This window comes from Pedobacter sp. GR22-10, from assembly GCF_026239715.1.
GTDB lineage: Bacteria > Bacteroidota > Bacteroidia > Sphingobacteriales > Sphingobacteriaceae > Pedobacter.
The window spans coordinates 652128-664855 of record NZ_JAPIVR010000002.1 but is presented as its reverse complement, the minus strand read 5'-3'; the positions used below and the strand labels follow the sequence as shown (position 1 = coordinate 664855).

Annotated in this window: 12 protein-coding genes and 1 pseudogene; 6 read left to right on the top strand and 7 right to left on the bottom strand. The window is 37.2% G+C overall.

Annotation, left to right across the window (positions count from 1 at the left end; translation table 11 throughout):
- The first annotated feature begins 230 nt into the window (after nucleotides 1–230).
- The 5 genes from OQX64_RS10300 (at nucleotide 231) to OQX64_RS10280 (ending at nucleotide 4517) form a co-directional block, all read left to right on the top strand.
- The gene (locus tag OQX64_RS10300; protein WP_265818711.1) at nucleotides 231–581 is read left to right on the top strand and encodes a DUF4870 domain-containing protein; all 351 of its coding nucleotides are present in this window, start codon (nucleotides 231–233) and stop codon (nucleotides 579–581) included.
- A 12-nt stretch (nucleotides 582–593) separates the two neighbouring features.
- Nucleotides 594–1139, top strand: a complete 546-nt coding sequence (locus OQX64_RS10295; RefSeq protein ID WP_265818710.1) for a hypothetical protein — start codon at nucleotides 594–596, stop codon at nucleotides 1137–1139.
- Between the two features lie 45 nt (nucleotides 1140–1184).
- The gene (locus OQX64_RS10290; RefSeq protein ID WP_265818709.1) at nucleotides 1185–2147 is read left to right on the top strand and encodes a DUF6985 domain-containing protein; all 963 of its coding nucleotides are present in this window, start codon (nucleotides 1185–1187) and stop codon (nucleotides 2145–2147) included.
- 124 nt (nucleotides 2148–2271) lie between these two features.
- Nucleotides 2272–2928, top strand: coding sequence for a suppressor of fused domain protein (locus OQX64_RS10285; RefSeq protein WP_088302880.1), 657 nt, complete (start codon nucleotides 2272–2274; stop codon nucleotides 2926–2928).
- Nucleotides 2929–2930: 2 nt separating this feature from the next.
- A complete protein-coding gene (locus tag OQX64_RS10280) occupies nucleotides 2931–4517 on the top strand; it encodes a hypothetical protein (protein WP_265818708.1) in 1587 nt (528 codons plus the stop codon).
- Between the two features lie 321 nt (nucleotides 4518–4838).
- On the opposite strand, the gene OQX64_RS10275 is transcribed toward OQX64_RS10280, so the two are convergent.
- From OQX64_RS10275 to OQX64_RS10255, 5 genes are all read right to left on the bottom strand, one after another.
- Complete coding sequence (locus OQX64_RS10275) at nucleotides 4839–5351, bottom strand: hypothetical protein (RefSeq protein WP_265818707.1); 513 nt, start codon at nucleotides 5349–5351, stop codon at nucleotides 4839–4841.
- Between the two features lie 149 nt (nucleotides 5352–5500).
- Entirely contained in the window at nucleotides 5501–5887 is a 387-nt protein-coding gene (locus OQX64_RS10270) for a hypothetical protein (protein WP_265818706.1), read from the bottom strand.
- Nucleotides 5888–5927: 40 nt separating this feature from the next.
- Nucleotides 5928–6476 (bottom strand): transposase, encoded by a 549-nt coding sequence (locus OQX64_RS10265; protein WP_088302025.1) that lies wholly within the window; start codon nucleotides 6474–6476, stop codon nucleotides 5928–5930.
- A 674-nt stretch (nucleotides 6477–7150) separates the two neighbouring features.
- On the bottom strand, nucleotides 7151–8026 hold the full coding sequence (locus tag OQX64_RS10260) for a DUF4435 domain-containing protein (protein WP_265818705.1): 876 nt from the start codon (nucleotides 8024–8026) through the stop codon (nucleotides 7151–7153).
- Complete coding sequence (locus OQX64_RS10255; protein WP_265818704.1) at nucleotides 8023–9315, bottom strand: AAA family ATPase; 1293 nt, start codon at nucleotides 9313–9315, stop codon at nucleotides 8023–8025. Before OQX64_RS10255 ends, OQX64_RS10260 begins: the two co-directional genes overlap by 4 nt.
- Nucleotides 9316–10067: 752 nt before the next feature.
- On the opposite strand from OQX64_RS10255, the pseudogene OQX64_RS22440 reads away from it, so the two are divergent.
- Nucleotides 10068–10157 (top strand): annotated as a pseudogene (locus tag OQX64_RS22440) (EVE domain-containing protein); the annotation flags it as partial.
- Between the two features lie 216 nt (nucleotides 10158–10373).
- On the opposite strand, the gene OQX64_RS10245 reads toward OQX64_RS22440, so the two are convergent.
- Together OQX64_RS10245 and OQX64_RS10240 are read right to left on the bottom strand one after the other, a co-directional pair.
- Entirely contained in the window at nucleotides 10374–10835 is a 462-nt protein-coding gene (locus OQX64_RS10245; RefSeq protein ID WP_265818703.1) for a JAB domain-containing protein, read from the bottom strand.
- Between the two features lie 657 nt (nucleotides 10836–11492).
- Nucleotides 11493–12623: a restriction endonuclease gene (locus OQX64_RS10240; RefSeq protein WP_265818702.1), complete on the bottom strand. Its 1131-nt coding sequence runs from the start codon at nucleotides 12621–12623 to the stop codon at nucleotides 11493–11495.
- Nucleotides 12624–12728: the final 105 nt, after the last annotated feature.

The window sequence follows — 12728 nt, the reverse complement described above, 5'->3', positions numbered from 1 at the left end:
GCATAATGATTTTACGGGAATCTGCATGCCTCAAAAATAGAAAAAAGAAATAATTCCGGAAAAAATCATATTCCGGCAAACGCTTGAACTCAAGTGGTTTAAAGAAAGTTGTAGACGAATTGTAGACGCTAATTTTTTTGGCCGTAGTCGGGGAGTAGACACTGTTTTCTTGGTACAGGAAGCACTCCTGCCTAATTTTGTCCTATTCATTTACTTAAAAACACCATATCATGAAAAACAAGACCATGGCCATAGTAGCCTACATTACCCTCATCGGGTGGATCATTTCTTATCTGGAGTTTAAAAAATCTCCTGAAAAAAGCAGACTGGTGAATTATCATCTGGGCCAATCGCTGGGCATCATTATTACTTCCTTTGTGCTCAGTATTGCCAGCAGCATCATTCTGGCGATTATTCCTTCACTAGGTTTTATCTTTTATATTGTTTTATTGATTCCATTCCTGTTGTTATTACTTGGCGTTATTGCCGCAAACAATGAGGTGGAGAAACCTGTTCCGATTATTGGAAAAATATTTGAAGGAAGATTCAATTTTGCTTCAGAGAAACCAGGAAACATTTAAAAGAAAACAGCGATGAACCGGATATTCAGAACAGTACATGTTTGTACGGCGCTCAAATACTATGGCCAGGCCATAGTATTTTTATTGCTGTTTCTGGGATCTGGCGCACAGGCACAAAGCCCTGAAGATGGCCAGACACCAGGTGTGAAAATAGATTTGAAAATTACAGATCAGGCTTCCAACACCACCCATCATTACAAGCTTCTGGGAAGCAGCTATTCCGTCAGCAAACCCTTCGCCCTGCAAAAAGAAGGAAAGTTTGCAAACGATGGCAATTGTACCCTGATTTTGGAACTGGCACAAAATGCAGATGAATTTCTGCTGAAATGGGTGGCCGGAACCGTAAAGGGTGTAAAGGGAGAAATCAGCATTGTAGCCGCGAAAGCCTCAGATAAGCCGCGCATCATCACCTTTACCGACTGGGAGGTGGCCTCGGCATCTGAAAGTTTTTACAGCACCAATGAAGCCATCTGGTGGCCTCACCTCAGTGTATATGTCAAAACCTTATCGGTAGATGGCGTTCCGGTATTTCCTGGCGCAGCAAATGCTAAAAGGTAAATTTTAAAACCTGATTAATAAATTATTCACTTAAAACACATGGACATGACAGGTTGGGAAATAGAAAATCCAGGAGAATATCTTTTATACGGTAATGATAAAAATCTGAGGGCGTTTTTGAAAAACTATCCCTTATCGGCACTCAGCCCTGACGGGCAAACGCTGTTCATCATCCGCCAATACCACCCCACATTAAACTGTTCGCCGGATGATCCTGTAAACCCTTCTGAAGCTTACAGGATGTGCCTGGCTTACTATACCTATAGCTCATACTTCTTTTTTGAGCTGCCTACCCATTTGCACTATAACATGTTATCGGTGAGGTATGATCAGCATATCCAGGATATAGCCATTACCATTTCCAGCAGGGAAATGACCCGGGTAACCAACGTGAAGGAATTGTTCGCCAGGCTGGAAAGTTATGCCCCTAAAACGGATGCAGAAAAAGAAGCCGCTTTTGCGGGCCTCAGCAATGAAATTCCACTGCAAAAGAAAAAAGTACCCATTACCCAGACGGAAGTGAAATCTACCGTGATTGGCGTATTGAAAAATGCCGACTTTGATGACTGGTGGGTATCAGCGCCGCAGAAAATAGCCTTTCTGGATCAGGAGGAAATGACCTTTACCATTACCGATTACAATCCAAATGAAGATGAAAAGCTGATGGAAGCAGCCGACGAAACCATCCGTAATTTTTTAGCCAAAACACCACAGGACCGGGAAGCCATGAGCACCTATGTTTATCAAAACTGTATGGATTTCTTAGATGCCGTAGGTTATGATGAAGCTGACCAGGCGCTGTGGGATATTAAAGACCCCCGCGACATATGGAATTATGTAACGCCATTGGAAATTTATGTGACCCGTGAGCCTTATGAAGATCAGGGCGTATACCTCCGTTTAATTTTCAGGTGTGAGTGGGAACAGGAACATGGCCTGCAACTGGTATTTAATCAAAAAGGTAAGCTGGTAAGGGTAAGTGACGACGATGGACATATCATAGGCTAGCAGGGCCACGGCATGATTACCGACTAACAACAGGAGCGGACGGGTACCCATGTGGCTACCGATCCGTTTCATAAGCAATTCATTCAAACATGCTTCCCTTTTGCGGAAGATAAAAGCAAATGCCATGGATAAAGCAACATATCAACAACAATTTACAACAGAAGATAGCCCCGGCTGGCTGGCCATTGATGATCAACTGGATCAGATTTACGGCGATACAGAACCCCGCCATTATCCACCTTTGTGCGGGCTGCATTATGCGGCAGGTGGCAGCGATCCGATAGATGGTGCCAGTATTTACGACAGCAACCACCAGGAGTTTCACCGCCATATTGTAAGTTATGGGCTGAGTGAGCTGTATTACGATGAAGAAAAGGCCGGTGGCGAATTTAGCAAATGGGGTTTTGAGTTGACCTTCCGGTTGCTGCCTTTTCAGGATGATCAGCATGATCCCATCTGGGCCATACAGGTGATGAATAACCTGGCACGTTACGTATTTACAAGTGGGAAGTGGTTTGAAGAAAACCATTTTGTGCCGGCCAACGGACCCATCCGCCTGGATACAGAAACTGAAATCACCGGCTTTGTTTTTGCGCTTGATCCTGAACTGGGCAAAATCCAGACCCCACATGGGGAAGTGAGCTTTCTGCAAATGGTGGGCATTACCAATACAGAAGTAGAAAAACTCAAACAAAATCCAACTACAGATGCCGTAAAAGAACTGATTGACCATTTAAAAAAGGACAATCCATTATTGATTACTGACCTAAACCGGAAGTAGCCATGTCCATGCACGAAATTGAAGATCTGGTGGAAGAAACCACTCATCTGGCAGACCAGTCTTCCGATCATGATTTAATGGCCAAAAGGGATATTTTATTTAACCTGTACCAATTCGAAGCATTTTTCGATACCAGCTATACCCACTTCAGGGTAATGGATATCCTGTTAAAAAACCGGTTCGTTTATCGGATCCCGGTGGCAGAATATCCCCAGCTGGGCATAACCGAAGCACAGCTGCCGGCGGATGAGGATGGCGATTGGGTATGTGATGAGGATCAAAATGCGTTAGCCTATGCACAAAGCGAAAATGGGGCCATGTACTTGTATGTTGATGCCGGCGAGATATTCTGGAAACGTTTATGTGAACTTGATATCCTGCCCAAAGCAGATCAACAGCCTCCGCAACAGTTTTCGATTCCTCAACTCGTGAAAATCGTTATGCTGGAAGCTGAAAAGCAACAGCAAACGGATGTGTTAAAGGAGTGGTATAATTTATTTGCCAATGCTGTTTTAGCGGGCGATTTCGGCGCAAGCGAAGGCATCCCCGATTCTTTTGAAGGTATCTTGAACGATACCCATTTATCCGAACTTCGGGCTATCGCGGTACGCAACCAGCTGGACCGGCAGAAAGTGAGCCCGGCCAGTGGAGATTATTTATCGTTCCCCGGGGTGAAAACTAATCTGACGGGCACTGAAAGCCTGGAGGAAAGCTACAAGATCCGTTACCTGCTTGATTTTTCAAAAGATACCCTTCAGCTAGAAGCTGCATACCGTAAAGACCAGGGTGCAATGGAAGCAGGACCAGCGAAAACAGCCATGATACTACCCACCATTGATGGATATCTGGCTCCTTTGAACTGGACATACGTGGAGATCGCCCCTGAAAAAACCTGGCGCTGGTACCAGGATCTGAAAGATGATCAGTTTGGTGGCCCGGGACACCGCTGCTTTATTCAGCTTCAGCTGGACAGGGAAGAAAATACCTTGTTCTGCCAACTTGCGCTGCAGCACAGCCTGATTTTAAAATGGCAGGAAAAGCAACCTTCACTTTTGCCGGAGAACTGGCATTTTTATCATGAGTTGTCTGGCTGGCTTAACGACGATTTTACCGAAAAAAACAGACATTTAAGCAGCTGGGGAAGCTGGAAATTCGATCTGAAACAATCGGAAAAAGTACTGAAAAGCCATCTGGAAAACCTGATTGCAGGACTAAAACAGAACAGCTATTTTGATTTCGTAATGGCAGAGTTTCCTGAAAAATTTTTAGCGCAGGACCCGCAAAGAATTTTATACCTGTTTGATGAGGGGGAAGATGGCACGGGCATTATTCCCAAATATGTATTGTTTGATAGCAAAATTACGTCTTTAATTGCTTTTGCCAAATGGGCTGCAGAAAAAAAAGATAAACGACAGGCCGCAAAAATAATGGATCAGATCATGGAGATGGCCACAACAAGTGAGGTGTCGGCACTTCAGCAAGAAGTGGTGATTGATCCTTTAGTGCGCGTTTGGCAGGAAAATAAAGTGATTATATTTCCGCCCGTCTGGCAGCTTTACCTGGTGAAATCACTTAGAGAAAAAAGGTAATCTCCGGCGGTATCGTCATTTGCTGGCGCATGCGTGTCGCGTGTGCATTTGGAGCAATTTATATTTTCACACGCGGCACGCGTGCGCTAGCGAGGGATGAGCGATGGCGTGAAGCAATCTTTATAGCTATTTGCTGACGTAAGGGGGGCGCGTGTGCATTTTAAGCAATTTATATTTTCACACGCGACACGCGTGCGCTAGCGAGGTGAAGCAATCTTTATAGCTATTTTCTGACGTAAGGGTGCCGCGTATGTTTTTTGAGCAATTTTATTTTCACACGCGGCACGCGTGCGCTAGCTAGGGCTAGCGAGGCTACTCAAATTAATTGATTTGAATTCTTTGTTTAAAAGCAGTATACCAGTCATTACAGTCTGACAGCCAATCATAAATCATTTTATAGGATGCGGTAATTTCGGCAGAAAAGTTTAGGGTTGCGCCTTCAAAATCATCTTCCTGAAAGATGTAAGCATTTAATCCATGATATAAGAGATCAATATGTTGCTCCACCTCAAATTGGCCAACGGCCTGCAGGTGATAACCCAGGCTTTTGGTGTAATGCTGAAAAGCTTCTTCATTGGCCAAAGGTTTTGTTTTGGTGATCAGATGGATGATATTGTTTACCTCATAAAGGGCGTTGGCAATGCTGATGGGCGTATGTTTACCAGAGCGTGGATCGGGTCCGATAGACGAACTAAGCATTTCGGTAAGAAGCTGATTCACATTTGATAAATTATTCATCTCGAAATAAGTGCCAATCAGTTTCCGGAACTCGCTTACAGCTGCTACCTGATCTGGGAGCTGTGTGTTTGGGTTTTTACAATTGTTGTTCTGCATAACATTTGATAAAAAGTTCCTGAGTGCTGCAGAACAACAATTAACTCTTTTCAGAGATATTGAAAGATGCGGGTCTAAGCCGCTCACTCAGGAATATTGTGAAATTTTTAATTTATTTTATGTTTCTCCAATTAAGTTAAAAGATATTGTTAATTACTGTTCTGCATCGCTAAGATAAATACAATAAAATCATTCACGAAATCTTTTTGCTCAAAAGGCATAAATGGAGGCGGTTTTATACTTGCAGTCGACAGTTCAGCCGTTGCAGTCGATAGTTTAGCCGTTGCAGTCGATAGTTTAGCCGTTGCGGTCGATAGTTCAGACGTTGCAGTTGATAGTTCAGACGTTGCAGTCGCTAGTTCAGACGTTGCAGTCGGTAGTTCAGACGTTGCAGTCGATAGTTCAAACGTTGCAATCGACAGTTCAGACGTTGCGGTCGATAGTTCAGACGTTGCGGTCGATAGTTCAGACGTTGCAGTCGACAGTTCAGCCGTTGCGGTTGATAGTTCAGACGTTGCAGTTGATAGTTCAGGCATTGCAGTCTGCTCATTGCTGGCGCACGCGTGCCGCGTGTGCCTACCCCAATTCCTCCAAATCTATCAGTCCTTTGCCTCCACTATAATCGATTGCACTACTATATTTCCAATGCCATGCCTCGTTAACGTAACCAGCTACAACAGGATTTTCATGTAAATAATCTGCCTTTTGCTCAATAACGGGCGTACTCCATAATTCAATTGGTTTATTATGGTGTTGCCAAAATTGATAGCCTTTCACATTGCTGCTTTTTGACGCAGCCCGTTTAAACATCCACAGTAGCCAATCTTTTCTGCTTTCCTGACTGTTTTCGATAATTGTTCTAACAATTTCCTTAGAAGTATGCTCTTTTATTCTTCCCAATAAAATAGCTGGATTATTGTTTTTTGCACTAAATATCAAATGTACATGGCTGGGCATGATGCACCAGCAATAGAGTTCTAAACCAAGGTTTTTCCTGCAATAAGATAAACTGTCTACAAAAATATCACAATATATATGGCGTACAAATACATCTATCCAATAAACTGTTGCAAAACTTACAAAATATAGTCCCTCCTTATTATAGAATTTATATTTACGGCTCATTCAATTAAGTTTAGTTCATACCTGTGCTGGTAAAAAGGCATTTTCTTTTTTATAAAAAGGATGAGTTAAACTGATCAGCTAAGGGAATGACAGTAGATGATCGTTCTATTTATAGAGTTGATTGTGTGTTAAAGATAATATAAATGGTTGAAAAAAAATATAGCAATTAAATCTTTACACGCGGCATGCGTGCGCCAGCGAGGGGCAATAAAATAATTCCATCAATAAGTAATTTATGTTTTTCATACTATAGGGCGGTGTCTCACCGCCAGAAATTAATGCATTTTAATTAGATTGGATTAAAAATATGGAGTAGTATCTTGGTGCTGGCGCACGCGTGCCGCGTGTGCTTTGTTATATTAAGCATCAAAAGAGTAATATTTGCCCACAAGAGTTTAATAGAACATAACAAGGGGCTTTCACACGCAGCACGCGTGCGCCAGCGAGGGTATTTAATAAAATCTTCTAACAATACGGGAAACCATAATTACACATAAGTAAGTATATCTATCTAATTTACGTTATCTCTTATCTTCTCATCCTATTTCTTTGCTGGCGCACGCGTGTCGCGTGTACATTTTTAATTGTTTATTTTATTTCACACGCGGCACGCGTGCGCTAGCGAGGGTGTGAAGATTTAATTGCTTAATTGACTGTTCAAGATGAATTTTTCATCAGGCAATTTTTTGACTAAATTGATATTCATAATGTTGAAATGAAATGGAATTAGTAAAGTGATTAATAAAAAACTTATTTATTCCCATTCTGTAAATTATATCTCTTGATATCGATGTCAATTTGTGTCTTTTCTTTATATAATGAATCACTACTTGACAGCAATAATCAGCGAGTAAGTGACCATAACAATATTTCAGCGGTGTTATAGAATTTGCTGTTCCGAAATTTGTTATTTCCATTTTATTTAGCTGCAAATCAACAAACCTCTTCTCAATTGATTCCTCTAAAATTGTAGGTAAATCAGTTGGCATACAGTTAACGCAAAAGAGATGACCTTTTTTTGGGAAGAAAGATGAGTTTATTGAAAAGAGATGGCCATCTGCTTTCACTGCTAAATCGATATTTTTTAAAAATTGGCTAAAATTGTATTCTATCTCATCGGACGTAATGTTAATAGCTGTAATTTCTCTTATAACCTCAACTATTATCTCACTATTCCATATGTCATTTTCCCAGCTATACCCATATGTATAATAGATTTGAGGATGATCAATCCTTTGGTTTAAAACTTCGTCAAATTCATTATCCATTGTTAAAATAATCTTTGTCAGATTTCCTTGTAGGATATCCTCCGATATAGCTTTTAAAGTTTGTTTTGAACCAATTGATTTGAATTTCAATTTTCTATTGGGCCTAAAAACTTCAAAAATTCGTTGCCAGAAAATTATATCTTCCGTTTCTGTTGAAAACCTGCCTTGATATACTTGTTCTTTATTATATGACTCATTCCCGCCTTCTAAGAAGACAATAAAATCGACATTATAAAACCTATGCTGATTGTTCAACCCACTGATCGTTCTAGTAAAGCTCATCGAATTGCTTCCTCCACATTTAATATGTAGTCATAAAATTTTCCAACAATATCTGGTGAATGAGTTGCAAAAATTATTTGGGAATTTTGATTTATATTTTTTAGACTACTTACTAATCTCTCTTGCCACTCAACATGCAGTGAAAGTTCTGGCTCATCTGCAATGTATATGTGATTTTGATTCTCTTGCAAAAGACTTTCACCCAAGATTATAAGTAATTGTTTTTCACCCGAAGATAGCTGCAATAAAGAGAATATTTTTCCACTCTTAGTTTTTATCAATAATTCGTTTTTTTCATTTATAAAAACTTGTTTATTTTGAAAAAGACTATTTACTTCTGTTAAAAACGTAATCTTAGGCTTATTGATTAAATTCTTTTTACCATTTAAACTTCCCCACTCCTGTACAATAGAATGAATTCTTCTTGTTCCTAAAATATAGGCAAGTTTTTTTACAGAAATTGACTTTTTTAGATTGAATTCATTTTTAGCATCATTAAAGCCTGTAAAATGATTTTCAAGTTTGTCAGAAAATTCTGATTCTTGGAGCTTGAATAATAAGAAAATTTGCCTCAAAGATTCTTGTTCTTTTTCAGGATCTAAGTCATCTGTCTTCAATAGCTTATCTTCCTTTTCATCTTCAATCAAAGATAAAAATATGTTTTTTTGAAATTTTTCTGTTTCAACGGAATATTGTTTATCAAGTACTCCAAAATACTTTATCAAATCAGTAGATAATTCCTTAATTTTTTGATCAATAAGAGACTCAAAGCTAGAGTCATCAGAATTTTTATTAAATTTGTTTGCCCTATGAATAGATAGCCAAGTCACATTTACAAGCTCGCCTAAAGCCAAATTAATATCTCTTCCAACGGAATTACTATGCATGTTATAAAACTTGTGTCGTAAGTATTCTGTTGGATAACGATAAAGCACTTCTTCTTCTAATTCATTCAAATTAAAAATCTTTGCCTTCGCATGATCAGGCAATTTGATCTTGAAATTAATGTTAGGATACATTGAATCATTTCTTTCTTTCTTTTCCACTTCAATATAAGCTTCAGAACTTCGCTTATCGTTGAAACTAAAAAAATCAACCCGAATTTTACTAAACTGAGCTTTATCAAGTGTTGAGAAATCAGCTTTTAAACTAGCAGCTATTAAGTTAATAATTGTAGTTTTTCCAGACCCATTTACTCCAATAAGAAAATTTATTTCACTGTCAAAGTCCAGTACCACAGATCGGTTTTCCCAAAACCCATCAATTTTGACTTTTTTGATTTTACGCATATTTATTATTTTACTCCAAACCAAGTATGGCTACTTATTTATTTTGGATATAGATTTAATTAAGATTAGTTGTTAGAAAAGAGTTTAAGAATTTTAATAGATAGGTTGAATGGAATTCCTAAAATAAATACAACATTTAGTATTTGCCAATTTATTAAATAATATGGCTTATGCGAAGATATTATTGACATGTTGAGATTGTTAATTGTATAAATATAGTAATCTATCTTAGTTATAAAAAATAGTTTGTTGCTTTTTATATATATGTTGGCTATAAATTAATTAAAATCTCAAAGGAAAATTATATAGCAAGAATTACTATGTTTGGATGCTAATACAGACGATATATTTGTTGAAACTATCTTGCTTATTGAGCAGATGAGGTGAAAAGTAGTATATGATTAGATCATCTAAGACAAATTGCAGAAAAATTTTAGATAAGTATAGAACAAGTGTTCAAAAGGCGACAAGTTGCAAAAAAGAAAAAATATAATGCAGTTAAGGTATTTTGTTTTGCGTGAGTTTGTACTATTATTAGAGAACAATTATTCCAATAACAAATTTATATTTTAACTTTACTTAATTGTAAAGTTGATGAATTAATGCGCTGCCTAGCCTAGAGTTTACTAAAAATAATAAATAAATTGAAGAATAAAGTATTCCAATCACTCTGTAATTTTTCCAAATTGCCACCTATTCCATTCCCTTTTCTTAGTTTTGAGGGGAAATAATCGAAATAAATACAAATTAGCATGAACCATTGGTTAGTAAAATCAGAGCCTTTTAAATACAGTTGGGAAAAATTTAATGAAGATGGCCGTACCTTTTGGGATGGCGTTCGCTGTTTTTGAACCATTTTTGAATTTGGTTCAAGCCAGTTTCTTGCTGTAATTCCCCTGATTTTGTCCTAAAATCGCCAATTTTCACTCATTTTGTCGGCTGTTTTGTCGCCAATTTGAACTCCAATTTAATTCAGTATTTTCTTCGTTAAAGAACTTAAAGTTATATTATTGACAAGTATAGCGGAGTTAATAATATGTTATTTGTCGCTAAGTTAATTAAATCACCCCATCATCAGCAAAGCTGTAGTAGCTATTTTCACTCAAAACGATGTGATCCCAAACATTAATATCAAGTAGTTTACCACATTCTACCAATCGTTTCGTTAACTTAATATCTGCTTCACTCGGTCTGATTGATCCACTAGGATGATTATGCGTGAGTATTATTCCAGATGCATTACCTTTTAAAGCGACAGCAAACACTACCTTCGGATCAACATAAGTACCACTAACACCACCCATTGATATTTCAACAATCCCCAACACATGGTTACTTCGGTTAAGGAGTATAACTTTAAATTCTTCTAGAAACGCAATCTTACCCATGTCCCATTGTTGTTTTAAAAGGCAATATGTTTGTTGAGATGAGGTTATCTTAGGACGTTCACTAATGTTGTAATCTGGCTTGTAGCTTACCTGTACTTCAGCTACTTTGTAATTCTGTGTTTCTTGTACCATAGTTGTATCTATTTAAATATGGCACATGTACCAAGCTTTCAACTCAACTAAATCAAGAAGCAACGGATATAAATAGCCTGTGTGGTGGCTACGTGAGCGTTTATGCCGGAATTTCTTGGAATGTGTTGAGGGGAGAAGCTTAAATTGGTGCTATAGTTAGATAGATATTATATCACCACCACACGATATCCAACTTTCAATCGATTTCTTTCTTTTAAGGGGGAGGCTTATTTTTTGGATATTAACACATAAACCACAAGACAATAAATAGATACAATTCACATTTGATGCATTTTCTTTAAATCATTAAATAGATTATCGAAATTTCCATTTTAAAATGCACTTACAACCTACAGATGTTTAAAATCCAAGGATATCAGACGGGCGTTTATAGAGAGTAAAAAAATGCACACAAAAGTTGAAGGGTTAAGATTTCCTGAATGAGTTGAAGTGGCAAATTTAACCCTGTCTCTTTATAAGGCAAGCAGTTGTTTTTTATAGCCTTTTTACCTTTTAAAACATCAACAACAAAGCGTCAATATTTAATAATGAAATGATCCTGCTCAATTTATTCACAAATGGGTTTAAATATATGTGAAGAAAGTCAATTATCTATTAACCCTGTAATTTTGCGAAACTTCTTGACATATGCAGGCTTTATTGATTAATAAGATTTACAACAATATCTTTTGTTTCTGTGATTTTTGTTTCTTTCTTAAACTCAAAACTAACATAGTGCTCTGTTGTGAGCCTAATTATGCTATTTGGTTGAAGAAATTCTGATTCATTTATTCCTGTGTTGTCAATTTTAATTGGTTCAGATAGTTTTATTTTCGATTCAGTTTTCGGTTTGGAAACAAAATTTCTCTGTTTTGAAATATAATTTTCAACTATTAATGCAAAATCTAACGATTCTGTTTTATCAAAAGTCATTTTGGATTGATCTATGCAATTAACAAAATCAAAATAGATAGAATCAAATTGTATAAAGCCATTATCGTGCCTAATAAACTTATATTTATAATTTGTGAAATCGAGTTTAATTCGTGTTTTATATCCTATTTCTAATATGTCACTTTCTGGTTGTAATAGGTAATGAAATGAATCTAATCTTCTTTTTAATAAATCTGCTCGTATGTCAATCAAAAGTTTAACGAGATTTGGCCCATTATTTAATTTCAAATCAACTAATTGTTGATGTTCAGGATAAATTTGTTCTTTCGCAAAGTGAATATCAAATTTAGGAGGTTGTTTACTTAAAGGCAAGCCTAATGGGGAAAACCACTTCAAATTTTGTAAATCAAAATTTTCTATTCTAGCATGAAGCATCTGTAAATACAATGAAAATGTTTTACCAAGGTTACCATATTCATCCTCTCGAATATCTCTAACAATAAAAATGTCTATATTCTTATTTTTAGCATATTTAATAGCTCCCTCTTCGTAACCATGTGTAGTAAAAATAACACCTTTACTAGCATTTAAGTCTTCCAAAGAAGCAAATAAAATATCAATGACTTGTCGTGTTACTGGTTTTTTCCATCTTTTACATTCTACAATTGTTGTATATGTATGTAATTTAGTTTTTTGAGTTATATAAACATCAATTTGTCTTTTGGCATTTGATTTTCCTAGCAAAGTTATATCATGTTGAACAATCACCTCACTAGATTCAGAATATATATCGGCAACAAAAAATTCGAATTCTTTCCAATCAATTAATTTTTCTAAAAAGGAACTTATTATTTTGTTATTCATAATTTCTTGGGCGATTTCAAGCTTGCCCATAACTGTTAGGGTATTGGTGTTGTAAGGAAAAACTAGGGAATGTCAGCCCAACCCTTACAAAAGCCAAATTGGAAAACTGAACTTGAGCCTTTGTACGGGACAGCA

Excerpts from the sequence above, each read along its gene's own strand:
- OQX64_RS10300 (WP_265818711.1), top strand. The coding sequence starts at position 231 with ATGAAAAACAAGACCATGGCCATAGTAGCCTACATTACCCTCATCGGG.
- OQX64_RS10295 (WP_265818710.1), top strand. The coding sequence starts at position 594 with ATGAACCGGATATTCAGAACAGTACATGTTTGTACGGCGCTCAAATAC.
- OQX64_RS10290 (WP_265818709.1), top strand. The coding sequence starts at position 1,185 with ATGACAGGTTGGGAAATAGAAAATCCAGGAGAATATCTTTTATACGGT.
- OQX64_RS10285 (WP_088302880.1), top strand. The coding sequence starts at position 2,272 with ATGGATAAAGCAACATATCAACAACAATTTACAACAGAAGATAGCCCC.
- OQX64_RS10280 (WP_265818708.1), top strand. The coding sequence starts at position 2,931 with ATGTCCATGCACGAAATTGAAGATCTGGTGGAAGAAACCACTCATCTG.
- OQX64_RS10275 (WP_265818707.1), bottom strand. The coding sequence starts at position 5,351 with ATGCAGAACAACAATTGTAAAAACCCAAACACACAGCTCCCAGATCAG.
- OQX64_RS10270 (WP_265818706.1), bottom strand. The coding sequence starts at position 5,887 with ATGCCTGAACTATCAACTGCAACGTCTGAACTATCAACCGCAACGGCT.
- OQX64_RS10265 (WP_088302025.1), bottom strand. The coding sequence starts at position 6,476 with ATGAGCCGTAAATATAAATTCTATAATAAGGAGGGACTATATTTTGTA.
- OQX64_RS10260 (WP_265818705.1), bottom strand. The coding sequence starts at position 8,026 with ATGAGCTTTACTAGAACGATCAGTGGGTTGAACAATCAGCATAGGTTT.
- OQX64_RS10255 (WP_265818704.1), bottom strand. The coding sequence starts at position 9,315 with ATGCGTAAAATCAAAAAAGTCAAAATTGATGGGTTTTGGGAAAACCGA.
- OQX64_RS10245 (WP_265818703.1), bottom strand. The coding sequence starts at position 10,835 with ATGGTACAAGAAACACAGAATTACAAAGTAGCTGAAGTACAGGTAAGC.
- OQX64_RS10240 (WP_265818702.1), bottom strand. The coding sequence starts at position 12,623 with ATGGGCAAGCTTGAAATCGCCCAAGAAATTATGAATAACAAAATAATA.